General features: G+C 43.3%; 26 protein-coding genes and 2 pseudogenes. 21 read left to right on the top strand and 7 right to left on the bottom strand.

The genetic code is table 11. The features are described from left to right. Positions 1–11 precede the first annotated feature (11 nt). The 3 genes from truA (at position 12) to rpsI (AAHB15_RS23770) (ending at position 1,855) form a co-directional block, all read left to right on the top strand. The gene (gene truA / locus AAHB15_RS23760; RefSeq protein WP_335573462.1) at positions 12–752 is read left to right on the top strand and encodes a tRNA pseudouridine(38-40) synthase TruA; all 741 of its coding nucleotides are present in this window, start codon (positions 12–14) and stop codon (positions 750–752) included. A 252-nt stretch (positions 753–1,004) separates the two neighbouring features. After that, positions 1,005–1,442 (top strand): 50S ribosomal protein L13, encoded by a 438-nt coding sequence (rplM, locus tag AAHB15_RS23765; RefSeq protein WP_335557755.1) that lies wholly within the window; start codon positions 1,005–1,007, stop codon positions 1,440–1,442. 20 nt (positions 1,443–1,462) lie between these two features. Beyond that, the gene (gene rpsI, locus AAHB15_RS23770) at positions 1,463–1,855 is read left to right on the top strand and encodes a 30S ribosomal protein S9 (RefSeq protein WP_098533175.1); all 393 of its coding nucleotides are present in this window, start codon (positions 1,463–1,465) and stop codon (positions 1,853–1,855) included. A 114-nt stretch (positions 1,856–1,969) separates the two neighbouring features. On the opposite strand, the gene AAHB15_RS23775 is transcribed toward rpsI (AAHB15_RS23770), so the two are convergent. Both AAHB15_RS23775 and AAHB15_RS23780 read right to left on the bottom strand, forming a co-directional pair. Next, entirely contained in the window at positions 1,970–2,302 is a 333-nt protein-coding gene (locus AAHB15_RS23775; protein ID WP_335573463.1) for a tyrosine-type recombinase/integrase, read from the bottom strand. Positions 2,303–2,402: 100 nt separating this feature from the next. Beyond that, entirely contained in the window at positions 2,403–2,972 is a 570-nt protein-coding gene (locus AAHB15_RS23780; RefSeq protein ID WP_335573464.1) for a TetR/AcrR family transcriptional regulator, read from the bottom strand. Positions 2,973–3,090: 118 nt separating this feature from the next. On the opposite strand from AAHB15_RS23780, the gene AAHB15_RS23785 reads away from it, so the two are divergent. The 3 genes and pseudogenes from AAHB15_RS23785 to rpsI (AAHB15_RS23795) all read left to right on the top strand — a co-directional run. Then, positions 3,091–4,101 (top strand): NADP-dependent oxidoreductase, encoded by a 1,011-nt coding sequence (locus AAHB15_RS23785; RefSeq protein WP_335573465.1) that lies wholly within the window; start codon positions 3,091–3,093, stop codon positions 4,099–4,101. A 97-nt stretch (positions 4,102–4,198) separates the two neighbouring features. Beyond that, positions 4,199–4,498, top strand: a complete 300-nt coding sequence (locus AAHB15_RS23790) for a putative quinol monooxygenase (RefSeq protein WP_335573466.1) — start codon at positions 4,199–4,201, stop codon at positions 4,496–4,498. Between the two features lie 654 nt (positions 4,499–5,152). Further along, positions 5,153–5,218: pseudogene (gene rpsI / locus AAHB15_RS23795) on the top strand (30S ribosomal protein S9); the annotation flags it as partial. Between the two features lie 238 nt (positions 5,219–5,456). Here the strand turns inward: rpsI (AAHB15_RS23795) and AAHB15_RS23800 are convergent. Further along, positions 5,457–7,133 carry a NucA/NucB deoxyribonuclease domain-containing protein gene (locus AAHB15_RS23800; protein ID WP_342043490.1) on the bottom strand — a complete coding sequence of 559 codons (1,677 nt, stop codon included), beginning with the start codon at positions 7,131–7,133 and terminating at the stop codon, positions 5,457–5,459. A 447-nt stretch (positions 7,134–7,580) separates the two neighbouring features. Here AAHB15_RS23800 and rpsI (AAHB15_RS23805) point away from each other — a divergent pair. After that, positions 7,581–7,649: pseudogene (rpsI, locus tag AAHB15_RS23805) on the top strand (30S ribosomal protein S9); the annotation flags it as partial. A 103-nt stretch (positions 7,650–7,752) separates the two neighbouring features. Here the strand turns inward: rpsI (AAHB15_RS23805) and AAHB15_RS23810 are convergent. Then, positions 7,753–8,214: a hypothetical protein gene (locus tag AAHB15_RS23810; protein ID WP_335574710.1), complete on the bottom strand. Its 462-nt coding sequence runs from the start codon at positions 8,212–8,214 to the stop codon at positions 7,753–7,755. A gap of 259 nt (positions 8,215–8,473) precedes the next feature. Here AAHB15_RS23810 and AAHB15_RS23815 point away from each other — a divergent pair, with 259 nt between their 5' ends. The 13 genes from AAHB15_RS23815 to AAHB15_RS23870 all read left to right on the top strand — a co-directional run bounded on the left by AAHB15_RS23815 (position 8,474) and on the right by AAHB15_RS23870 (position 22,666). Then, the gene (locus AAHB15_RS23815) at positions 8,474–10,456 is read left to right on the top strand and encodes an outer membrane protein assembly factor BamB family protein (RefSeq protein WP_335574709.1); all 1,983 of its coding nucleotides are present in this window, start codon (positions 8,474–8,476) and stop codon (positions 10,454–10,456) included. A gap of 208 nt (positions 10,457–10,664) precedes the next feature. After that, the gene (gene pqqA / locus AAHB15_RS30295) at positions 10,665–10,739 is read left to right on the top strand and encodes a pyrroloquinoline quinone precursor peptide PqqA (protein WP_396897392.1); all 75 of its coding nucleotides are present in this window, start codon (positions 10,665–10,667) and stop codon (positions 10,737–10,739) included. A gap of 55 nt (positions 10,740–10,794) precedes the next feature. Next, positions 10,795–11,034 carry a hypothetical protein gene (locus AAHB15_RS23820; protein WP_215009947.1) on the top strand — a complete coding sequence of 80 codons (240 nt, stop codon included), beginning with the start codon at positions 10,795–10,797 and terminating at the stop codon, positions 11,032–11,034. Next, positions 11,030–11,956, top strand: a complete 927-nt coding sequence (gene pqqB / locus AAHB15_RS23825; RefSeq protein WP_342043495.1) for a pyrroloquinoline quinone biosynthesis protein PqqB — start codon at positions 11,030–11,032, stop codon at positions 11,954–11,956. The genes AAHB15_RS23820 and pqqB overlap by 5 nt, the downstream gene beginning before the upstream one ends. Positions 11,957–11,958: 2 nt before the next feature. Next, positions 11,959–12,696, top strand: a complete 738-nt coding sequence (gene pqqC, locus AAHB15_RS23830; protein ID WP_342043496.1) for a pyrroloquinoline-quinone synthase PqqC — start codon at positions 11,959–11,961, stop codon at positions 12,694–12,696. A 21-nt stretch (positions 12,697–12,717) separates the two neighbouring features. Further along, positions 12,718–13,056 (top strand): pyrroloquinoline quinone biosynthesis peptide chaperone PqqD, encoded by a 339-nt coding sequence (pqqD, locus tag AAHB15_RS23835; RefSeq protein WP_342043497.1) that lies wholly within the window; start codon positions 12,718–12,720, stop codon positions 13,054–13,056. Continuing rightward, entirely contained in the window at positions 13,037–14,170 is a 1,134-nt protein-coding gene (pqqE, locus tag AAHB15_RS23840; protein ID WP_335574706.1) for a pyrroloquinoline quinone biosynthesis protein PqqE, read from the top strand. The genes pqqD and pqqE overlap by 20 nt, the downstream gene beginning before the upstream one ends. Before the next feature lie 389 nt (positions 14,171–14,559). Then, entirely contained in the window at positions 14,560–15,804 is a 1,245-nt protein-coding gene (locus tag AAHB15_RS23845) for an MFS transporter (protein WP_342043491.1), read from the top strand. A gap of 381 nt (positions 15,805–16,185) precedes the next feature. Further along, positions 16,186–16,473 carry a heterocycloanthracin/sonorensin family bacteriocin gene (locus tag AAHB15_RS23850; RefSeq protein WP_342043492.1) on the top strand — a complete coding sequence of 96 codons (288 nt, stop codon included), beginning with the start codon at positions 16,186–16,188 and terminating at the stop codon, positions 16,471–16,473. 169 nt (positions 16,474–16,642) lie between these two features. Then, positions 16,643–18,604, top strand: coding sequence for a putative thiazole-containing bacteriocin maturation protein (locus AAHB15_RS23855; protein WP_335574704.1), 1,962 nt, complete (start codon positions 16,643–16,645; stop codon positions 18,602–18,604). Beyond that, the gene (locus tag AAHB15_RS23860; protein WP_335574703.1) at positions 18,604–20,547 is read left to right on the top strand and encodes a TOMM precursor leader peptide-binding protein; all 1,944 of its coding nucleotides are present in this window, start codon (positions 18,604–18,606) and stop codon (positions 20,545–20,547) included. The genes AAHB15_RS23855 and AAHB15_RS23860 overlap by 1 nt, the downstream gene beginning before the upstream one ends. A gap of 21 nt (positions 20,548–20,568) precedes the next feature. After that, positions 20,569–22,155, top strand: a complete 1,587-nt coding sequence (locus AAHB15_RS23865) for a SagB family peptide dehydrogenase (RefSeq protein ID WP_335574702.1) — start codon at positions 20,569–20,571, stop codon at positions 22,153–22,155. A gap of 256 nt (positions 22,156–22,411) precedes the next feature. Further along, positions 22,412–22,666: a hypothetical protein gene (locus tag AAHB15_RS23870; RefSeq protein WP_144568272.1), complete on the top strand. Its 255-nt coding sequence runs from the start codon at positions 22,412–22,414 to the stop codon at positions 22,664–22,666. Positions 22,667–22,702: 36 nt separating this feature from the next. Here the strand turns inward: AAHB15_RS23870 and AAHB15_RS23875 are convergent, their stop codons facing one another. Beyond that, positions 22,703–22,963, bottom strand: coding sequence for a hypothetical protein (locus AAHB15_RS23875; protein WP_144568273.1), 261 nt, complete (start codon positions 22,961–22,963; stop codon positions 22,703–22,705). Between the two features lie 3 nt (positions 22,964–22,966). Beyond that, positions 22,967–23,167, bottom strand: coding sequence for a hypothetical protein (locus tag AAHB15_RS23880; protein ID WP_335574701.1), 201 nt, complete (start codon positions 23,165–23,167; stop codon positions 22,967–22,969). Between the two features lie 191 nt (positions 23,168–23,358). Here AAHB15_RS23880 and AAHB15_RS23885 point away from each other — a divergent pair, with 191 nt between their 5' ends. Further along, positions 23,359–23,871 (top strand): hypothetical protein, encoded by a 513-nt coding sequence (locus tag AAHB15_RS23885; RefSeq protein ID WP_342043493.1) that lies wholly within the window; start codon positions 23,359–23,361, stop codon positions 23,869–23,871. Positions 23,872–23,916: 45 nt separating this feature from the next. On the opposite strand, the gene AAHB15_RS23890 is transcribed toward AAHB15_RS23885, so the two are convergent. Beyond that, complete coding sequence (locus AAHB15_RS23890; protein ID WP_335574699.1) at positions 23,917–24,315, bottom strand: hypothetical protein; 399 nt, start codon at positions 24,313–24,315, stop codon at positions 23,917–23,919. Between the last annotated feature and the right edge of the window lie 7 nt (positions 24,316–24,322).

Raw genomic sequence — 24,322 nt, forward strand, 5'->3', positions numbered from 1 at the left:
GGAGCTAAATGATGCAAAGGTATAAGTCGATTATTTCTTATGATGGTTCAGGTTTTTCCGGTTACCAAGTTCAACCAAATAAACGGACCGTACAATCCGATTTGGAAGCTGTCTTAGCCAAGATGCATAAAGGGGAACATATTAAAGTTTCTGCATCAGGAAGAACAGATGCCGGTGTCCACGCAAAAGGGCAGGTTATTCACTTTGATTCTCCACTTCCGATTTCGGAGCAAAAATGGGAATTAGCTCTTACTTCGTTGCTGCCGGAGGATATATCTGTTCTTTCTGTCATAAAAGTAGATTCCTTGTTTCATGCCCGTTTTGATGCGATTGGAAAAGAATATCGCTATGTCCTGCAGCTTTCGAAAAAGAGGGATCCTTTTCAACGGAATTTCTCTTTTCTGTACCCTTATGATTTAAATATAGAGGCCATGAAGGAAGCTAGCCGCTTTTTCATTGGAACCCATGATTTTACTAGTTTTTGTTCGGCAAAGACGGAAGTAAAGGATAAAATTCGCACCATCGAGACGATTGATTTTTTACTAGAGGATAATTTCCTTACTCTACGTTTTGTTGGCAATGGATTTTTATATAATATGGTTCGTATCCTTACAGGAACGTTATTGGAAGTGGGCAGTGGAAAGCAAAGACCGGAAGAAATGGCGGATATTTTGGTTAAAAAGGACCGCCGATTTGCCGGAAAAACTGCTCCAGCCCAGGGTCTATACCTCTGGAAAGTATTTTATGAATAAATTTTCTAAAGCAACCTAACCTGGTGTAACATTTTCTTGACATTTAGACCTGTAGTATTTATTATATTAGATGTGCGTGTTTTTAATCCCACGATAAAGCCCCGGAAAGTCTTCATCGTGATTGAAAATATATGATTTGAAAAATTACTGCACAAGGGCATTAGATGTTTATTCCCGGAACAGAATAGAACGCTAATAGCTTTAAAAGTGCGAAAATAATAATCTTTAATGGATTTAATAGGAGGGAAACTCATGCGTTCAACGTTTATGGCTAATGCCAACAATATCGAGCGTAAATGGTATGTGATTGATGCTGAAGGCAAAACTCTTGGTCGTCTTGCTTCTGAAGTAGCTTCAATCTTACGCGGTAAAAACAAACCAACTTTTACACCACATGTTGACACTGGTGATAATGTAATCATTCTTAACGCTTCTAAAGTAGAACTAACTGGTAAGAAATTAACTGACAAGATCTACTACCGTCACACAATGCACCCAGGTGGTTTAAAGCAAAGAACTGCTCTTGAAATGCGTACAAACTACGCTGAGAAAATGATTGAGCTTGCGGTTAAAGGCATGCTTCCAAAGAATTCTCTTGGTCGTCAAATGTTTAAAAAATTACACGTGTATGCAGGCAGTGAGCATCCACACCAAGCACAAAAACCTGAAGTTTACGAACTTCGCGGTTAATTTAGAGGGAGGGAAATAACTTGGCACAAGTTCAATATATCGGTACTGGTCGTCGTAAGAGCTCTGTCGCACGTGTGCGCTTAGTTCCAGGCACAGGCAAAATTGTAGTTAATGGTCGTGAAATTGAAGATTATATCCCATTCGAAGCATTACGTGTTGTTGTAAGACAACCACTAGTTGCAACTGAAACAGTTGGCAGCTATGATGTTCTTGTAAACGTAAGCGGCGGTGGATACACTGGTCAAGCTGGCGCAATCCGCCACGGTATTGCTCGTGCATTACTTCAAGCTGATCCAGAATTCCGTCCAACATTAAAGCGCGCAGGTTTATTAACTCGTGATGCACGTATGAAAGAGCGTAAGAAATACGGTCTTAAAGGTGCTCGTCGTGCGCCTCAGTTCTCAAAGCGTTAATTATCAACGTTTCAAGACTCTTTTCACTTCTGTGGAAAGGGTCTTTTTTATTCCCGAAAAGCACTTTTGACCACATTTTGACCACGAAAAATTTTTTGACCACCAATCATAACTCTATATACTTTTGAAACATTGAAGCGGTTTGCTCTTTAAGGATATTTGTACATGGGTGTAGATATTCATTGTCATTTGAATATCGGTGTGCCCTAGCCACTCTTGTACTTCTTTTATACTCGTACCAGCTTTAAATAATAAGGAGGCGTGAGTGTGACGTAAACCGTGTATAGTTATAGAGTGAAGATTGTGTTTCTTAATTAAAATATTTAGCTTTTCATTAAGATATGCTAAGCGTGAAGGGATTCCATCTTCCCTCGTAAAAACAAGATTATTTCCACCATTTGCTCCGTTAGCAAAATCCTCTCCTATTTGGTATTTTTTTGTAATCAAGCTGCTGACGATCGTTTTAGCGAAAATAAGACCTTTGCTATTATAAAAAAGGCAAAGAGGACGCTCGCTTGGAGTGTCCTTTTTGTTGGTTGGTCGATGGCTACGCTCTGAAATCGCTGCTCGGTCGATTCGTCAAGATCGCGCTCGCGATAATACTGAAGAGATGCTCAGCTCGTGGCGCGGACGAGGGTTGGTTGCTGAGCCACGCAAGCGCAGCAGCTAGCGAGAACAGGTCATCACCATCCATGTCGGTACGCGCCAGACCCTTGGCCTGAGCGCGAGCGAGAAGCCGCGTGCCTGCCGTGCGCATCGTGACGCATGAAGCGTGGAGTGCGGACTCCGTGTCCTCCTTGGCTGCCATCATTGCGTCCACAACACCTTGATAGTTGCCGGTGAATGCAACGACGTCACGTAGCCACGACACGAGTGCATCATCGGGTGAACTCGCAGATTCGAGCTCATGTGCCTTTGTCGTAAACTCGTCGAAGCTTGCGCGGAGCAAAGCTTCGAGCAGCGCCTCCCTCGTCGGGAAATGACGATATAGTGTGCCGAGCCCGACACCAGCTCTGCGAGCGATATCGCGCAGCGATGCATCGACGCCGTGCTCCGTTACAACGACGCTCGCGACTGCGAGTATGTGCTCATAGTTTTTCTTCGCATCGGCTCGCATCTGATTCCTCCTTGACAAGCGGAGCGGTGCTCCGTATAATAATAAACGGAACGGTGCTCCGTTTAAGTGGAGCACTGCTCTAAATAATGTTAACACATTTGTGTGAAAGGAGAAAGCGATGTCTACAAACACAATGAAGGCGATTCGGCTGCACGAATTCGGCGGTCCTGAGGTACTGCGTTACGAGGAGGACTCGCTTCCTGAACTGAAACCGGGTGAGGTGCTTGTCCGCGTTCACGCGGTTGGCATCAACCCCCCCGACTGGTACCTGCGCGAGGGGTATAAGGATCTTCCTCCTGAGTGGCAGCCGGCGGTGTCCTTTCCTTTCATTCTGGGGTCGGACATGTCGGGCGTCGTCGAGGCGGTAGCCACGGATGTGCAAGGCTTCTCCATCGGCGATGAAGTTTTCGGCATGGTTCGCTTTCCTAGCATGGGGGAGAGCGCTGCTTATGCCGAGTACGTCGCCGCTCCAGCGTCGGATCTTGCACTCAAACCGGCTGGCATCGATCACGTGCACGCCGCAGGAGCGCCGATGGCAGGTCTCACCGGATGGCAGTTCCTGATCGAGTTGGGGCACAATGAAGCGAATCCGTTTCAACCGGAGTCGCATCGCCCGCTGCCGCTCAACGGCAAGACGGTACTCGTCAATGGTGCCGCGGGCGGCGTGGGGCACTTAGCGGTGCAACTGGCTAAATGGAAGGGTGCGCATGTCATCGCGGTGGCATCGGGCAAGCATGAGTCGTTCCTGCGAGAGCTCGGTGCCGACGAATTCATCGACTACACCAAGAGCCCTCCCGAGGACATCGCCCATGACGTTGATCTCGTCCTCGATACCCTCGGAGGTCCAACCACCGGTCGTTTCTTGCGTACGCTCAAGCGTGGCGGCGCTTTGTTCCCCGTGTTCATAGGCTTCTCCGACGCCGAGGAGGCCGCAAAGCTGGGCGTCACGGTCTCGATGACCCAAGTGCGCTCAAACGGCCCGCAGCTAGCGGAATTAGGGCGCTTGCTCGATACAGGTACGGTTCGCGTCGCCATCGACAGCACGTTTCCACTTGCGGATGCTCGCAAGGCGCACGAACGAGCCGCCCGTGGGCACATCCAAGGCAAGATCGTGCTCACGGTTGTGTAAGGACGACAGCTCGAATGATTATCGCACTCCTAGTGGAACGCGAATGAGCTTTGAATAAATTTGCTAACTTAAATTAAGAAAAAAAGGATGAACAACAATGATTATACTCATGGGTTACGTTCTCCTAAATCCGTCTGATGTGAATGAGTTCACTGCAGACGTTCAGGCCGTCGTTTCCAGCACGAGAGCTGAAAATGGATGCCTCTTTTATGCCTTTACTTTGGAAGATGCGCGCGCCGGACGCATGCTGACTGTCCAGCGGTGGCAAGATCAAGAATCGCTGACGGCCCATGTTGAAAGACATGAGTCGGCGCCGTTTTTAAAAAAGTGGGGAAACAGGATGAGAATGGACATTCTAAAATACGATGCCTCGAACGAACGCTCGTTCATGGAGTAAAAGAGGGTGAGTAGACCGAGGGAATTTCCCCCCAGTCTCTCACAGAACAGAACGTGAAGGTCCCCCTTCATTCGGCTCTTGTTATCCAATCGTGTGCAATAGCCCTATTTGCCACTGGTAAAAGAGATTAGGGCTGCTCTTGGCAATACGCTCTAACAATCTCATCGCCTTTAACATACTTCCCTTCATCGTGTAGGTTTAGAATAAAGATTGATCAAAATGCAACTACAAACGTTGATTTAAAAATATAATAAACCCATCTATTTTGAAAAAAGATTGATCAAAATAGAATGGGTTTATTATATTAGATGTTTAGGGTTTTATAAAAAAGTTTGATTAAACTTAATTTGTTCATTTGTTAGTGTTATTGGAACACATAATATCCATTATTTAAGTTTGGGATCTTCTTTCTCTAATACCCATAAAAAACTCCTAATAACAAAAATAACCTCTTACGGATATCGTATCCGAAGAGGTTATTTTTAAATAATCGAACTTTGTTTTAAATGATCAATTCTTTTTTATGACCACATATTGACCACGAAACATGTATAACGGTATATAATTGCATTTTAATTTTAGATTGTAAAAGCGGGCTAAACCTTGATATTACAAGGATTGTTTTATTCGTTTTTCTTCCTATTTTTCATACACATTAAAGAGCGTAAGAAATACGGTCTTAAAGGTGCTCGTCGTGCGCCTCAGTTCTCAAAACGTTAATCTTTTGCGGACATACAAAGACTCTCAACCATTTGGTTGGGGGTCTTTTTTATGTCTAATAATGCTCTTGAGGTTTTAGTGCCGCCGTATAAAGGGAGGGTCCCTCCTGCCCATTAAGCAGGAAGGACCAAAAAACTTAGAATAGAGAGTTGATGCTTAGTTTAGCATGGGTCTTAGCTTTGAATATTAGATAAGTGTAATTTACGGATAATAAGTGTAGACTATTTTAACCAACCTCTTAAGGGATCGCGGTGACGTGTACGGTGAAGCTTTTTCCGCCGGTATTGGTTGGGTTTGCGATGTATAGGCCGTCATTCTTTTTAATCTCAGTAATTGATCCATTATGAAGGTCAGAGAAAATTGTTTCATCAATTCCGAAGCTGTCGTCATGCATGACATCAAAATGGGCATCGGCCGGTCCATCTGTAATGGTCCATTTTAGCTTAGTTGCATATGGCGGGATGTTGTCGATTTTAAAGTTGCCGCTTGAACGATGATCCTGCCCGTCTTGAGGTGCTCCCTCTGAACGAATCGAGGCAACTTCGACCGGTGCTTCAACCTCGACATAGAACGGATCTCGATCGAGAATGCGGTCATAGGCATACCAAGAGCCCAGCCAAGACCCTGCTGCTTGATTGGAATCCGCGGAAATCAGACGAATCGAGAACCAGTCCTGTCCGTTCATCGCCGAACCTTCCCAGGTCGAAGCAAAAGGAAATTCATCGCATTGCTTGTCGGTCCGGTCTTCATTTTTAAATTCCCTATCGCACGTGGATCGTGTTTTATTCCTGTTTTTCGCATACTCTTCAGGATGCCTTCTCGTATACAAACGGGTCAGCGGACTGTCACCTAAAGCACCGGGAATTTTTTTTCCCAGAACGGTAGGTATCGTTTGTTCCGGATGATCCATCGCAAACTTCCAATGCTCTCCTGCTTCCTCAAGAATCGAAAAATCAGGATTTGTAATCGGAACCTTTAATACAGCATCAGTTTTGCTGAATATTGCTCCATTTCGAAAATACTGGTCAGGAAAGGCAAACATGTAAGTAGCCGAATCGAATCGTACGGTTTGTTTAATGCCATCGATTGATTTCTTAAATTTTCTTGGTGTATGCGTAACGGTGAGTTTTGGCCAGAATTCCATATATCCGATTTGATCAGGATTGTTATCATCTGCCGGGGGTGCATCTGAGAGAAAGTTCTTGATACCATAATTGTTATTTTTCCATTGAGCAATCGTTCGTTCAACAGCAGGTGTGTCCGGGTCTTCTTTGCAGTCTCCCGGATTAATTTTGGGATCACAGGTAAAATCGATTTTCAGCTTTGCTCCATTTAATGCCGGGTTTGTAATCAGGATATCGTCAAGGTAATAGACGACGCGCATTTTTCGGTCGTGATTGGAACCATACCCGATTTCCGTGAATTGGAACTGGACACCGTCGTAGGAACAAATTCCCAAATAGCACTTTCTCGGTACTTGATAGGTAGCGACATGGGACCAGCAGAACGCATAATGGTTTTTAATCCAGCCTGTTTCAGATCCGCTGGTTTTATTTTGACGGCACTCATCGGTTGTCGTAATATAATCATACTCGAATTTTGGCGGGCTCCATCCCTCTGCTGTGAGCTGTGGTGCACCTGGCTGTGATTGGTACGATACAGAACTATTTTGATCCTCTTTTCTCATTTCTTGTAACGTCTTAAATCCTTGGCTGGCTTGTGGCTGTGCAGGGCTCACACCGGCTTCTTCTATTGACTTCCCTTGTTGCATAAGCTGGGCAGCCTGCGTCACCTTACTTTCTTCGAGCCAATAACCACCACCCTGTGGATTGGATTGAGCCTCAACCGGAGTTAAAATCCCCATTGCCAAGAACGTTGTAAAAACCATGGATAGAACATACCTTATGAACTGCACATTAAATCCCTCCTATGTATTTTTTTACCATATACAATATACACCACTTTCAAAAATAGAAATAATGTCTTATGAACTAACTTGATTCCCAATATTTGAAGCTTTTCTGTAAAGGAATCACTTGGAATAATTAGGGGAAATGCGGTCAAACTCGTTTATTCCTTTTCCAGAGCAGGGATAACCGAGTGGAATTTTCAATGCTTCAGGATTATACATAAAAATTAATTAGGGAAATTTTAACATGTAGAAATTCCTACTAAAAATCTAGGGTCTCTGACGTGGGGTGTAATAGTATTTCTTCAGAAGAATGATGGGCGGGATGATATAATCTTTGACCACGAAACATATAGAATGGTTTAACATTCAATTGTAAAATTAACTTAAAAAACCTGCTTTACGAGCTTTTTAAGGTATGCTTTAATTCTTTTTTTCTTATATTGAATATATCAAATGAAAGAGCGTAAAAAATACGGTCTTAAAGGTGCTCGTCGTGCGCCTCAGTTCTCAAAACGTTAATCTTTTGCAGACATACAAAGACTCACAACCATTTGGTTGGGGGTCTCTTTTACAAATAAAAACCCCAGGCTTGGCCTAGGGATTTAAAAGTATATTTTTTTGACTATTTTTTAATTTGGAAGTTAATTGTCCACTGTCCTTTTTGATTTAGAATGGTATCTGTACTAAGTGCCGCATTTGAAGTGGCAGGTATATATTGCGGCATGTTCACCTTGACCGCACCTTGATATTTTTGGCTGCTTATTTTTTTATGTTCGGTATCAATCCCTTGAAGACGATTATCCGCAATGGAAATTTCCGGGTTTTTTAACAGCCCTTTCCCTTTTTCATCCATCAAATTACCTGTTGTGGATTCTACGGTATAATACAGAATCATCTCTTGACCGTAGTTTGTGATCGCATAGTTAGTAATCGTAAGTTTGATCCCGCCATTTTCCGCGGAACCGACCGTTTTTTCCGGTGCAGCCAACGCGCTTTGGGAAGAAGCCCATGCTCCCCCAACGAGAAAGCAAAGTAATAAGACAAACCCACCCAAACGATTCCTCATTTTTGAGAAAGCCTTCATTCAATCACCATCCTGAGATTCTTTAAATTCATTTCAAATATAGAATGTCTCCACATTTGGTAAATATTCCTCACCCACCATTGTTAAAAATCATTAATGTGATTTAAATGATCTTTTGCATAATTAAGGAATCTTTTACTCAATATAGAAAAAAGAGTGAGGACCAATAAAGTAGGGTTCTCCCCGGATGGGAAAATTCAGAGACAACCAAAAATAAAGGCAATCACTCTGAACTTATAAGCATAAGGAGGGTCTTTTTTTGAATCGTTATTTAAAAGCGATAATCGTAGCTTTATTGGCGGTAGTATTAATTGTTGGCTGTCAGCAGAAACCTGCAAAAAAGCAGAACACTGCCAATAAACAAACAACCAGTTCTGAAAAAGATAACGGTTTTCCACTTTGGGGGTATGACTTACAACAAACTCGGCTTGTCCCTTATAGCAAGATTACAAAAGATAATGTGAAGGATTTAGGTATTGTCTGGCAGGCAGATTTGGCAAATTGGGATAAGAAGATTCCTAATGCCTCGGAGGATTTCCCGGTAGTAAAAGATGGTGTCATGTATGTCACGACATCAATGAACCGAGTGTTTGCCATTGATGCCTCAAATGGGAAGAAAATTTGGCAGTGGACGCCGCCAAAAGATGTACTTGACCATCTTGACCATGCGGATCTAAGCCTTTTAGAGGTTGTTGCCAGCCGGGGGGTGGCTGTTGCGGATGGCAATGTGTTTGTCCTTATTGCGGATAATCGCTTAGCCAAACTTAACGCGAAAGACGGAAAATTGATTAAAATGATCAATCTTTGGGATACAATACCAGGAGCCAAGCTTGAAAACCGATATTATGAAACAATGGCTCCGATGTACTATAAAGGAAACGTTTATGTGGGAAGCAGCGGTGGTGATAATGGCATTCGCGGCTTTGTGATGGCCTATAAAGCAAGTGACTTGACGCCAGCCTGGGATGGACCATTCTGGACAGTCCCTGAGAAGGGGGAAGATTGGGTGAAGGACAAATATACAGGGGGTGGAGCCGTCTGGGGAGAGATTGCTTTTGACCCGGACACTGACGTGATGTATTTTGGCACGGGTAATCCTGCTCCTGACTTTTTTAAGAAAATTCGCCCAGGTAAAAACCCTTATACGGACTCGGTCGTTGCTCTTGAAAGTAAAACAGGCAAATTGATTTGGGCAAAATCGGAAATGGATGAGGAGGACGAATGGGATTATGATGCGACCTCGACTCCGATGATCCTCAATGCTACGGTCAAAAACAAAAAGCAAAAAATCGTCGTACACGGCGGAAAGAACGGGAAGTGGTTTGCGTGGGATGCTAAAACAGGGGATACCATTTATAATGGCGTTCCGTTCGTCAAAATCCAGCACACGTCACAGCCGACGGATCCAAATAAACCGGCGATGCAATGGCCGGGAGCGGAAGGCGGACAAAACTATGCTCCGGAAACCTATGATCCTAAAACCAATTATGTATTGATTCCTGGTATTAATAAGCCATCTTTAGAGGTTGCAGCGAAAGATGAAAATGAAATCGAGCAAAAAAAAGGTTTATTCCCAGGAACTTCAATAACGTTGGGGCCAAAAGGTGAAGACATATCCGGTACTATCACCGCCATTGATGTGAATACTGGGAAGCATGCCTATCAGATTAAGACTAAACAACCGATGCGCGGAGGTTTTACAGGTACGACTACAGGACTTGCTTTTTACGGCGAATTGGATGGAACGGTAAATGCCCTTGATATTAAAACTGGAAAAGTCTTATGGAACATGAAAAGCGGCGGAGCTCAGATTATGATGGCGCCAGCGATTTACATGGATGGCGGTAAACAATACGTTACTTTTGTTACTGGAACAAAGGTTGTAACCTACGGACTGGGGGGTAATAAATCGATAACTCCTTCAAAAGATCCGGGGGGCGCAGATCCAGAAGGCTCAGGGAAAACTGATGACGCCAATCATGGCAGCCACGGGAATAAAGAAAAAGATAAGAAGCAGCCGGCTGATATGAATGCTGAAGTAATTTACAAAAACAAGTGTATGTCCTGTCATGGTGGAAATCTTGAGGGTGGTGCAGGCCCTGATCTAAGACATGTTGGTGTATCCATGTCTGAAGAGGAGATATTAAATCAAATCATTAACGGAGGCGGACGTATGCCTGGAGGTCTTGTTGATAAGGATCAGGCCGAAGTATTGGCAAAATGGCTGTCTCAGAAGAAGTAATTTAATAGAACCAAGACAACCTGAGTTTACGGACTCAGGTTGTTTTTTTGCAAGCTTGTCCTTTTTTGCAGCATTTTGCAAAATACTTCAAGTTGAAATTCTAGTTATTTTGATGTTTCCGCCGACATAGGATAGTTTTGAAAGGTAAAATCCGACACTCCTTTAAAAAATAATCATTATTGAAAGTGTCATGAAAGGGGGGGATCACATGTGGATAAAGCCTGAGTACAAAATAATCAACACTTCTTCCGAGGTGACGATGTATTCCTACATCGGCAAGTAGCGCAACTGCTTGCCTCTTGTTCATGAATTTCACCAAAAACACGGAGGGTGTGCAAATGAATCGTTACTTAAAATCAGTGATGGGCGTGATGATCGGGGGTGCTACAGCAGGAGGCTGGCTGCTTGTAGATCTCCTGCTTCCTGATCCAATAGGGGACTACTTGCTATTTATCCTGATGGCTGTGGTGAATATGGCGATAGGTTGGCAGGTTGGCAGGTTATTTGGAAAACCGCGGAATATTGAAAAAAATAATGCCCGCATTGAAGGGAAAGGACTGAAACCAAATTCGAATTAGAGTATTAGGAGCAGCGGCCGGAGGAGGCTTTCCGCAGTGGAACTGTGCCTGTCCCAACTGTCGGGCAGTCCGCTCAGGAAACACTTCATTCCGGCCGTTATTACAATCTTCGCTTGCGGTAACTGCCAATGAAAAGGACTGGTACCTCATCAATGCAGGACCGGATATTCTCAGGCAAATTGAATCGTTTGCTCCACTAAATGCAGGTCCAGGCATAAGAGAGACCCCTCTTGCAGGTGTTTTTTTAACCGATGCGGAGCTCGACCATACGATTGGGCTATTGTCACTGCGGGAGGGCTCCAGTATGACGATTTATGGGACCAAGATGGTACGAAGCTGCTTGCAATCCGCTTTTCCGGTGTTTCCAATGCTAAAAAACTATTGTTTATGGGAATGGCAGTCTCTTGATCCAGGCATTCTGCAAAGGGTGGAACCATTACATGAAGGAGCAGAAGGAACCATCATCGTTGAGCCGGTTCTCGTTTCGAAAAAACCGCCGCTCTATGCCAAGTCGACCCAGGAGCTGGACTATCAAGAAGATATTTGGGAGGTTGGACTGGTTCTTCATAATGAGGATTCGGGCAGGTGTCTTGCTTACTTTCCTACATTAGAAAATATCACTCCGGCTATAGAAGCTTGTTTAAAGAAAGCCGATATTCTGATGGTAGATGGAACTTTTTGGTCGGAAGATGAATTAACCGGGATGGGGGCAGCTGCTCGTGACGCAAGAAGCATGGGCCACTTACCGATTAGCGGACCATCAGGCACCTTGGAGTTATTAGCCTCTTTCCCTGCAGAGAGAAAAATCCTAATCCACATTAACAACAGCAACCCTATTTTGAAAAAGGACTCAGTGGAGAGGTATACATTGGAGCGGCTTGGTATTGAAGTTGCCTATGATGGTATGGAAATGGAGGTGTGATGATGCTGGAGCAAAAAGGGTTCGTTAGCCGTGATAAAAAAGGAGAAGAGCTTTGGCCGGCGGATGAATTCACGGGGCGGCTAAGGAATGTAGGGCGTTCTTCCTATCATGACAAACATCCATTTCATATAGTGATGCACCAAGGAAACTTAAGTAAAGAACAGATCCGCGGCTGGGTGGCCAACCGATACTACTACCAGAAATCAGTCCCAATTAAAGATGCAGCAATCCTGTCCAATCTGCCGTCAAGGGAACTGAGGCGAGAGTGGATTGGCCGTATTCTTGATCATGACGGAAGGCGTGGAGAAGATGGCGGTATCGAAGCATGGCTGCGGCTGGGAGAAGCGGTAGGATTGTCTCGGGAAGAAGTCATACGGGAGGAGCATGTTGTCCCGGGCGTTCGATTTGCTGTGGATGCCTATGTGAACTTCGCCAGGACAAAACCGTGGATTGAAGCTGTTGCCTCCTCACTGACGGAATTATTTTCGCCTGACCTTATCTCAAAAAGGATAAAAGTTTTTGAGCAGCTGTATCCTTGGATTGACCGTTCAGGGCTTGATTATTTTCAAAGCCGCTTGACTCAGGCACCTTGTGATTCAGATGTGGCCCTCAGACTTGTTTTAACCCAATGTCGAACACCGGAAGCACAGCAGCGGGCTGTCAACGCCTTGCGGTTCAAATGTGATGTATTATGGGCACAGCTTGATGCGATGGAAAAGGCCTATCCCCCTAAACCGTAAAATGGGAAGAATAAATGATTGGTGGTGGAGTCTATTTTTGTAGCTGGCAGTCTTCCAAAACTCGCTGCAAAGGCGCGATTAAAATTTGATAAGGTGAGAGAAAAACATCTCCTTTTGCTACCGGAAAAGGTTGTAGTCCTAAACGAAACTGCAGCATCGATCCTTCGTTTATGCGACGGGAGCCGGACCGTAAACACCATCACTGAATACATCAGGACTTCTCTAATGGCAGGCTCAGAAACAAGGAGTTCGGATGCTTTGCCCGATTTGAAAACAATGGAGTCTGACATTTCCGGATTTTTACAGGAGATGGCGGATCTTGGATGGGTGGCGGTTCAGCATGAAAACGAAGAGCCATAGTGCGGTTCAACCCCCTTATTCGCTGCTTGCTGAGTTAACCCATCGCTGTCCTTTGAATTGTCCGTATTGTTCAAACCCTATTGAAATGGCTAAGGAAGCCATGGAACTTTCAACGGAGGAATGGAGCCGGGTCTTGTCCGAGGCCGCCGAATTGGGAGTAGTAGAAGTTCATTTTTCTGGCGGCGAACCACTTTTGCGGGATGACCTGGAATCCCTTATCAGCCACGCTGCTGCATTAGAGATGTATGGCAATCTCATTACAAGCGGCATTGGCTTAACAACGGAAAAAGCGATTCGGCTTAAGGAAGCCGGTTTAGCAAATGTTCAGGTGAGTTTTCAAGCGGCAGAAGCGAAGCTTTCCGATCTTATCGGTGGATATAAAGCCTTTGAGAAAAAACGGGAAGCTATCACTGCTGTAAAACAGGCAGAAATGCATTTGTCATTAAATGTGGTGTTACACCGAATGAACCTTGATCAGGTGGATAAAATCATTCAGCTTGCGGAAGAAATGGGAGCCGAGCGGTTGGAGCTGGCGAACACCCAGTATTATAACTGGGCGCTGTTGAATCGGGAGAAACTTCTGCCAAGCAGGGACCAGATTGAGCGTGCAAGTGCAGTCTATGAAGCCGCTAAAGCACGACTGAAACGGAAAATGGAAATTATTTGGGTTATTCCTGATTATTATGCATCTGCACCCAAGCCTTGCATGGGGGGATGGGGAGCTATTGGTCTAACGGTAGCGCCGAATGGAATTGCCCTTCCGTGTCCAACCGCAGGGATAATCAAAGGGTTATCTTTTGAAAATGTCCGTAAGTCATCGCTAGAAAATATTTGGTATGAATCAGAATCTTTTAACCGTTTCCGTGGGGAAGAGTGGATGCCCAAAGCTTGCCTCCCTTGTGATTTGAAGCACCAGGATGGTGGCGGGTGCCGCTGTCAGGCTTTTGCCTTAACGGGAGATGCTTATGCGACGGACCCAGTCTGCCAATGGGCACCAGAACATCATTTAATTGAAAAAGCTGTACAGGATGCCAACAGCAAACCGTTTGAATCATCATCACCCCTAATCTATCGGAGGTATTCTCAGGACCAATCTGCAATGAAACGGTTATAAAAAAATAGGCGTTTGCCAAAGTGGTGCTGCAGGGGACACGTACATACCCTCTAGCACCATTTTTTTTTCGACTGTGTTCAATCAATAGTGAAAAGGCGTTGGCATACCATGGGGTTTCCGTGTGACATTAAGCCAATACAGAATTATAAATATTTCGTTTTAAATATTTGAATAAGTCCCTTCCATTTACCTGCCATATCCAATCCTTCCCTTACCGGTCCTTAAGGTTACCCCTTAATTCACCATAAATCCCATGTAAACATGTTATGCCAGGGTTAACTTTGTTGTGCTTATGTCTATGAATAAAGGAAATTGAGAAATGGCACCCTTTTATGAAGAAACTGGGTAACCTAAATATTACCTATAAAAATGAAAAGGTAGTGATCAAAATGAAGTTTATAGAAATTGGTCAAATTCATCCGGTGGTCAAGCGACTCATGCTGGTAAATTTTATTCGCAGTATTGGACAAGGCATGATGGTAGTGGAATTGGCTTTGTATCTCGATGCGCTGGGGTGGAGCACGGCAGCAATTGGCAGTGTGCTTGCTGCAGGAGGATTGCTCGGTGTTGTCTTTGCACCCTTTATAGGCGTTTATAGTGACAGGCTTGGCAGAAAACCGTTTGTCCTTATTTCTGAACTAGTTACCGCCGGATGTGCATTGGTCGGGGTATTAACCACTAACCCAATTTTATTGTCTATTGTGATTACACTTTCCGGATTTGGAAAAGCAGACGTGGGTTCACCCAGTCCATGCGCCCCTGCAGAACAGGCCTGGCTGGCATCCTTTGTCCCAACAGCAGAACGCGGCAGAGTATACAGTTTGAATAATGCTCTCAGTTTTTTCGGAATGGGGGCGGGAGCAGTACTAGCGGGGGCTGCATCCTTTTTGAAAACTGGAGTATCTCCTTATCACCTTCTATTCTGCTATATTCTCGTTGCATCGTTGATCACAGCCTCCATCATTTTAACCATTCAAGGAGGAGAAGCCGAAAACCGCCAAGGAAACAAAAAAGAGGGACGGAGGAATGAAGAAAAGAAAATCTTGCATGAAGAAAATGCAGCGGTATTGAAGCTTGCAGCCATTAACATACTTAATGGGATTGCCATCGGGCTGACCGGGCCGATGATGTCCTATTGGTTTTCGGCTAAATTTGGGGCAAGCCATGCTCAAATTGGCAGTACACTGGCTGTTACTTTCTTTGCGACCGGAGTTACCTCCATTTTACAAGCAAGATTATCTCATAAACATGGGACAATCCGGTCCATTGTTTTCATCCGTTTTATCGGAAGTCTGCTTTTGATTTTGATGCCCTTACTATCATCATACGCACTCGTTTCTGCCATTTATATGCTTCGAACGGCTTTAAATCGAGGTACGCAGGGGGCACAGCAGGCGCTGAGTGTGAGTTTAACACGTAACCAGCGGAGCGGCTTTGCGTCAAGCATCAATCTTTTTTCAATGAGGCTGCCCACCTCCATTGGACCGTATATTACAGGCTATCTTTTTGGATTGGGTTCCCTATCCTTGCCTTTTTACATAGCCTCATGTCTACAACTCAGTTTTGCTTATTTATACGGCAGACTATTTTCTTCTTACGATATTCGCATGAAATCGCATGCTTCATCGGGTTAAGAGTTTTAGGGTTAAAATCCTGCGGACATTCAAAGACACTCAACCACTAAGTTGGGGTCTTTTTTTGTGCCCAAGGGATATACACTTGCCTATATTTTGTTGACTAGATAGCAGTGATTTGTACTAATGTACCTTCATCACAGTTGTATTTTTATAGTGTCCTTCTTAAGTAATCTTCTGCAAACAAGCAGCATTCCTTTAGACCTTCAAAGTAAAATAGGCTTTTACATCAGTAACAACGCCCCAGAAAAAACCATATTTTGTTGAAGAGAGTACATCAGCACTAGAAATTTATTTTACACAAAATTGACAAATGAACTTATGCTCTCTTGTCAGGTTTCTGTTTCACCTGGTGATTAAATACAAAGGGGAGGAAATAAAATGCAAAATTTTCAAAATGAACTGCAAGGGTTGGCATTGGACCCTTTTCAAGCTGGTGAGGTAGTTCCATTCGCTCCACAATTCCAGGATTCGCGCATGTGGGGGCGCTGTGGAGGCTTTCGTTGCGGCGGTTTTCATTGCGGCGGCTTCCGTTGTGGGGGCTTTCGCTGCGGCGGCTGTTTCGGTTGCGGTGGTTGTGGTGGTTGCGGCGGATGTGGCGGCTGCTTCGGCTTTAGTTGCGTTGGCATTGGCTTTAGTTGCTTTGGCTTTGGCATCGGTTTTATTTAATCTTGTCTATTGGTAATTACAGGAAGAGAGATTGTGCTATGAAAAAAGTGCTCCCGCACCGGCTTGTGCCGCGGGGGCACTTCTTTACTATGTTTATCATATTGGACAAAAAAGCGTACATAAACTGATAGTGCATAAGTTGTAACGATAAGGAATAAGGAGGCGCTGAATGATAAAACTTACCTCGTCCTCACGATTGAAGGCCAAAAGGGATACATTTTTTCTTCCGGATCAAAAGGGGGGTGTCTATTTTAGGAATAACGTAAGTTCCTTCCGAATGGAAGGCAAAACCATTTATCCGTGGATTGAGAAATTGCTGCCAATGTTCAATGGGGAGCAAACATTGGGAGATTTGACGGAGGGGTTAACGGGAGCGTACCGTGACAGGGTATATGAAATCGGAGAAACGTTGTACAAGAATGGATTTGTTCGAGATGTAAGCAAAGATATTCCCCATCAATTAAATCGTCAAGTTCTAGAAAAGTATGCTTCACAAATTGAATTTATCGAGAACTTTGTCGAATCAGGTGCATACCATTTTCAAAAGTATCGTCAGGCTAGCGTCTTGGCTGTGGGCTCTGGACCTATCCTTGTATCGTTGGTTTCTGCATTATTGGATTCGGGGCTGCCTAAATTAAATGTCATGGTCACAGATACGGTTCCGACCAATAGGCAGCGGCTTAATTTGCTTGTGCAGAATGCGAGGAAAATAGATTCCGATGTCGAGATGGTGGAAGTACCCTATCCTAAAGGGGCGGGAAAAGATGTTTGGAAAGATGCAGTTCAGCCCTATGATTGGATTCTGTATGTCTCTCAGGATGGAAATGTAAATGAATTAAGGAATCTAAATCAATTTTGCAAAGAAGAAAAGAAGGCATTTCTTCCCGCCATCTATTTAGAAGGAGTTGGGTTCTCTGGCCCGTTAACCCATCCAGAATCAGAGGGATGCTTCGAGTCTGCATGGCGCAGAATTCATCAATCTTCGGTACAAGAAGATAGGCAGCCTCTGGGCTTCTCTTCCACTTCAGGAGCGGTTTTGGCAAATGTCTCTGCATTCGAATTTTTCAAGAAGGTTACAGGAATAGCAGATTCAAACCAAAGTAATCAGATTTACATGCTTGACCTCGAAACGTTAGAAGGAGACTGGCTTTCATTCATCCCACATCCATCGGTAATGTCTATAAAGCTAACACCTGAACAGGTTGAAGATCTTGACGTAAAACTTAAACTAGAAGCAGACAGGAATGAACAGCAGGGATTGCTTTTGGAATATTTCGGTCGCTTAACTTCAAAAGAAATAGGTATTTTCCATACCTGGGAGGAACGGAATTTGATACAGCTTCCTCTTTCCCAATGCTATGTTCAGGCCGTTGATCCAGTGTCAGAGGGACCGGCAAAACTGCTGCCGAAAGTTATCTGTTCGGGGCTGACACATGAAGAAGCAAGAAGGAATGCCGGTCTAAAGGGCATTGAAATGTATGTTTCCAAAATGATAGATTCCGGTAGTTTTGGCTTCCTTAATCAGACAAATAAAGTGGATGTTAATCTTCCAGATGGGTTTCTTGGCATTGGTTCAGGAGAAACAACTGCAGAAGCTGTTTGTCGAGGGCTGCAAGCCTACCTGGATGAAAAATTGAAAAAAAGACAGGAGGACCACCCGAATAAGGTTTTTCGTGTGTCAATTGGAGCCATAGAAGATAAAAGATGCAGATTTTATTTAAATGCCCTAACCACCTTGAACGGTGCTCCGACCATTGGTTTAAAAGAAGATGTATTAGGCTTCCCTATTGTATGGGTAAGATCAAATGGCTGTTGGTACACAGGGACAGGTTTAAACACAACATTGGCATTACAAAATACATTGCAGCAAGCATTATTGGACGCTCAAAATCGGGTGAATTCTGTCGTTAGGCAAGAGAAGGAGTCTATGATTTATCTGGAAAAAGAGGAAACCAAACTCGAAATCATCTCTTGTGATGACATGACACAATTAGAGCTATTACAATCTTCCATACATGTCTTGAAAAGAAGCGGCAAAAAGCTCTTTGTCTATGACCTCTCGATTGAGCCTTTTTTAAAACAAGAGCTGGCAGGGGTGTATGGTGTGCAGGTACGAGAGGGGGATTCCTAATGACTGCCCATATTCTCATTACTGGAGACGGTTTATTAGCGGATTATGTCTGCGATCAATTGTCTACCAACTATCTAGTAAGACGTCAAGGCATTTTCGAAGAGATTCCCGAAGAAACAGAATTAGCCCTGGTGCTTAGCGATGCTTGGCATCCATCCATTCATCAAAAAGCGGAAGAGAGATTTAGGACAGCTGGTATCCCTTGGCTTCGAGGTTTCGTTTCGTTCGGTGAGGGGATCATTGGTCCATTAGTACGGCACGACAGACCGGGATGTTCTCTCTGTGCTGACAAACGACGCTTGATTGCCGGCCCTGATCGCTATGAAATGTGGGAGATTAAGAGAAGCTTGACAACAGGGGCGGATATCCAGCGTGATGCATGGGCTTCAAGAACGGGACTATCGCAAATGGCAAACTTCATCAGTAACGAAGTGAAGAAAGTTCTTCAAGGAGAGTCCTCTCCCTTAGAAGAACGGATGTTCATTACCAATCTGAGAACGTTAACAGTATCCAGTCACGTTTTCTTGCCTGATCCAGTGTGCTCGATTTGCAGTCCATTACCTGAAGACACACCAGAATTAGCTCATATTAGATTAGAGTCCAGCCCTAAATTAAATGGTACCGGTTATCGCTGCCGTTCGATGGATGAATTGAAAACAGTGCTGGTCGAAGACTATCTGGATGATCGTACGGGCATCATGAATGGAAAAATGGAGGATCTAAGGCTGCCATTTGCCGATGTTTTGGTTAACATGCCGTTGTTTGGGGCTGATGAGGGAGTAGCTGGCCGTACTAATTCTTATGAAATAAGTGAGTTAACGGCTATATTGGAGGGGTTAGAGCGATATTGCGGAATCGAGCCTCAAGGTAAAAGGAAGAAAGTTCGTGATAGTTATCGCCATTTAAAGGATTTTGCATTAAATCCGGCTAGAGTCGGTTTACATGATCAGGAGCAATATGCAAAGCTTCATTTTCCGTTTAAACCGTTTCATCCTGATGCCCCAATGAATTGGGTCTGGGGCTATTCGTTTTTACAAGAACGTCCTATACTGGTTCCGGAGTTACTCGCCTATTACAGTTTGGGCATTAATGGGGAGGGCTTTGTTTATGAAACCTCCAACGGATGTGCATTAGGAGGAAGTATCGAGGAAGCCATATTCCATGGCATTATGGAGGTCGTAGAGAGGGATTCCTTCTTAATAACGTGGTATGCACAGCTCTCCCTTCCGCGTCTTGATCTCCGTTCAGCAAACGATAAAGAATTAGAGCTGATGGTTGATAGGATACGTGAGGTTCAGGGGTATGACGTTTATTTTTATAATTCGACCATGGAACATGAAATTCCGAGTGTTTGGGCAGTGGCAAAAAACAGAAGATCAAAAGGTGTGAACCTTATTTGCGCGGCAGGAGCTAATCCTGATCCTGTAAGAGCGGTAAAAAGCTCGATTTACGAGCTTGCTGGAATGATGGTTAGGCATGACAAAATATTGGAGGAAAACCGGCGAAAATATGAAGAAATGCTAAATGATTCATTTGCAGTCCGTAATATGGAGGACCATGGCCTGCTTTACGGTCTGCCGGAAGCAGAGGAACGGTTGAACTTTTTATTACAGGATAATCGTCCATTACGAACGTTTGCGGAGGAATTCAAAAAGCCTCCGGAGAATACCGATTTAAAGGATGATCTTCAGGCTGTTCTTGATAGGTTCCGACAATTAGACCTCGAGGTCATTGTGGTGGACCAAACAACTCCAATAACCAAACGGAACGGATTATTCTGTGTTAAGGTATTGATTCCTGGTATGCTGCCGATGACATTCGGACATCACCTTACTCGTGTTCGAGGGCTGGAAAGGGTCCTTCAAGTGCCAATGAAACTTGGATTTACCAAACAGCCGTTATCGTATGAACAGCTTAATCCATATCCTCACCCATTTCCATAATGAAAAATAGGAGGTGTAAAAGTGAATCTTGAAACATTTCTGCATCATCTTCACTTTGATACGGAAAAGTGCGCTCCTCCAGATTGGCAAGTGGATTGGGAGGATGCACCGCTTCCCTATAAACTCTACCGCGGCCTGCCAGAGATCTCCCTATCCGGAGATGTACCGTTAACTCTCAAGGGAAGAGAAGCTCATGCAGAGCCTGCACTAGAGGAACTTGGCCATTTCTTATGGTATGTATATGGACTTACTCAATACGCTCAAACCGCCTTCATCGAGGACACCGGTGAAAAAGCCAATATAAGCTATGCACAGTTATTACGAAGATTTGTTCCCTCCGGAGGGGCCTTGTACCCCAATGAATTATACGTGTATATAAAGCTTGAGGACGTACCGATGGGAATTTACCATTACGATGTGGCGCATCACCGCCTCCTTTTGCTGCGAGAAGGAAATCACGATTTCTACTTATCCAGAAGTATTGGAAATAGCTGTGAGCTGTCCGATTGTTTCTGTACTGTTTTTGTCTCGACCGTTTTTTGGAAAAACTTCTACAAATATAATAATTTTTCTTATAGGCTCCAAGGATTAGACGCTGGTGTTTTAATAGGGCAAGCGTTAGAAGTGGCTAATCAGATGGGATTCTCTTCACGTGTATGCTATCAATTTCTTGATCGGTCTATCAATCATTTACTTGGACTAACCGAACAGGATGAAAGCGTATATGCGATTATCCCACTCTCCATTCATCCATCAATCCATTGTGTTGACAAGGATAATAAGGGTGGAGAAATTGTTTCTGATACACAATTGTCGCAGGAAGTTCCATTTATTTCCCATGAGACCTATAATCGATCAAAGAGAGTTATCGATTATCCGCTACTGAGAAAAATGAATGAAGCTTCGATGCTGGAAACAACAAGTTTATTTTCGAAAATAAGAATCGATAATCGTGTAAAACCTGCCTTAGGTATGGAGGCAATCATGCTTCCATTTACCGAGCGCCTATCATATGATCTTGCGTCCGTTTGCAGGGAGAGGCGTTCCCCTAATACTGATTTTATGATAGGTAAGATCAGTCAGACGCAATTATCCACATTGTTAAAAGAAACATTTTCCTTATCGTATCAGAATGATCTAAATGAAACTCATGAGAATGCTGAGACTCGTGTCAGTTTGTATGGCAGTTTTTATAATGTGGAGGGTATTCCAAATGGTGCTTACGCTTATGACCAAAGCGCTCATGCACTTCGGAGAATAACCCAGGGGGATTTCCGGGAGTTTTTGCAATATGGATTAACAATGCCCAATGTAAATCTGTTTCAAGTTCCGCTAGTACTGCATATTGTAGGAGACAGGGACCATCTAAAAAAGGAATTGGGGTATAGAGGATACCGCATTCAACAAATGGAAGCTGGGATCCTTTTGCAAAGACTGCTCTTGGTAACGTGCGCATTAGGGATGGGGGGGCACCCGCTATTAGGATTTGATGCAAACCAATGTGATGAACTTTACAGGATTAATTCGAAGCAAAAAACAAGTCTGATTCAGATCCCGGCTGGTCCATACCGTCCACGTGCCTGGTTAAACGGGGGGTTGAATAGCTAGGAGAAACAATTTTGTTAACTGTTTGGGCTTCCTAAGTTTATAAAGTCTAATTGATCACCAAGAATATCCAAGACGCTTAACCATATTGGTTGGGGGTCTTTTTTTAAGATAAATTATATTCCTCGAATTGGACTGTTCATGGAATTGTGAGTGTCACATCGATTAATAAATCTGGCATTTAGGTTATTTCCTCACATGGACTATGGTTTATACATAAAATAGTGTACTCAGTAAGGGAGAATAGGAGGAAACTAGAATGCCTTCTGTTATTAATTTAGGTGTTTTTAACGTAAATTCGCCTCAAGCTAGTTCGGCTATTTTTATTGGCGAAGGTGTTGTAAATGGAATGGATGCGAACAGGAAGTATAATTTAAACATGGGGGGAGTCTATGGTTTTAATAATGCAATGGCGGGGAATGTAAATAATATTGCAGATAGCTTTGAAATGTTAGATGGGGTTATCTTTGACCAAGACCTAAAGCCGAATATCGGGGGCGGTGGAAATATATAAGTTGATAAGAGAAAAAACAATAAACCCTCTGATTAATCAAGGGTTTTTTTGATTGCTGTCCTTTTTGGGGGGCTCCAAATTTCCTTTGCTCTCTTTTTCATGATTGGTTAATGACGCAGTCATATGTGCAAGGTTATTTCGATCACCATGAATATTGCCTAAGCCTTGGTTGTGTTTTTTTGTGTTTTTAAAGTCCTCGATAAAATTGTTCCCGATACTAAAACATGAGGCACCTTCGATCGAACCGATTTTAATCGTTCCGATATGAAAGGTTGGAGAAAGAATAGGGGAAGCCATGATTTATTCACTCCTCTCTTTTTGATTGTTTTCCAACCACTTGTTTTCGGTGACCCTATTTTCATCGCCGGACAATATTCCAAGCACTTCATTCACGACCTGACTAGAATGAAACTTTTTATGTGTATTTGTTCCACCCATGAAAAATCCTGATGATTGACCGACACTTGTTATTGATATATTTCCTAACGTTAAATTAATCATAGATAAGCTAACCTTTCTTAAAACGTATTTAATACAAAAAAATATTTCGAATTATAACACTCAATTTAATACAATAGTCTATTCAATGTATGGGCGGATGACACAGTTATTTTTAATAACTGCACCAGACCCATTTCACTAACATAAGGTAAACTAACTAACTAAATGAAGATTAAAAAGTGGTGACAAAGATGTTAAGGTCTCTAAATCTCAATCTTTCAGGTGGTATTCATATTCAAATGATGCAAAGACAATCCGGCATATTTATTGGAGAGAGAAATGTTGCAATTGGCTGGAGTTCGCATGGTAAGGAAAATAGTGTGATTGGAAATATTAGTGGTCAATCCAATCTCCTGCTCAACAATATATCTATCTTAAATGACCCGGACCTGGTAGATACACCCATCGATGACCGCGATATCAACATATCTCTTGAAACTCCAGGTGATGAGAATACAATAACCAATATTAATCTTGAAGGCATTAATGTCAATAGAATCGAGCAAAACAGTTCTATATTCCTTGGCAAAGCCCATGTAAATGGGATGGATGCTAATCAAAAAACAAATACCTCACAGGGTGCCGTATTGGGGCATAATAATCAACAGTTAAGTAATTTGAACCTCAATAATGATCAAGATATGGTAGATACCACTATTGATGATCGCGATATTAAGATAGCCAACATTGAAAGACAGATCTGATTTCAATTATTCCTATAAAATGTCATTTGGGGATACCTATCATGCCTAGGAATCATAATGAAAACGAAATCCTTTTGAGGTCTTTATTATACGGTCTTGATTAGAGGAAGATTGATCAGACATTGTTTCCTTTTTCATATCATTCGAGTTCATGTGCATTTGAAGGGATTCGGCTAAATCATTTGAAGTGCTAATATTATTGCCTATAATTAATTTTCCGCTTAATTGGTCGATTTCAATATTATCCAAACGAAATACAATATTTTCTAGATGTTCGATTTGAACCGTATCGAAATGGATATTCCTCATATTATCTTCCTTTTGCTGCTGTTCTAATAACTCAATAATTCGATCCAATTTGATCAAAATGGGCGAGTTTATTTTAATTTCTTCGACCTTTTCTTTTTCTTTCTGCTTTTTAAGGATAGAAAAAAGTCCAAACATAACTTTC

Origin of the sequence: Bacillus sp. OTU2372 (assembly GCF_038440275.1) — a bacterium.
Classification (GTDB): Bacteria; Bacillota; Bacilli; order Bacillales; family Cytobacillaceae; genus Neobacillus; species Neobacillus bataviensis_B.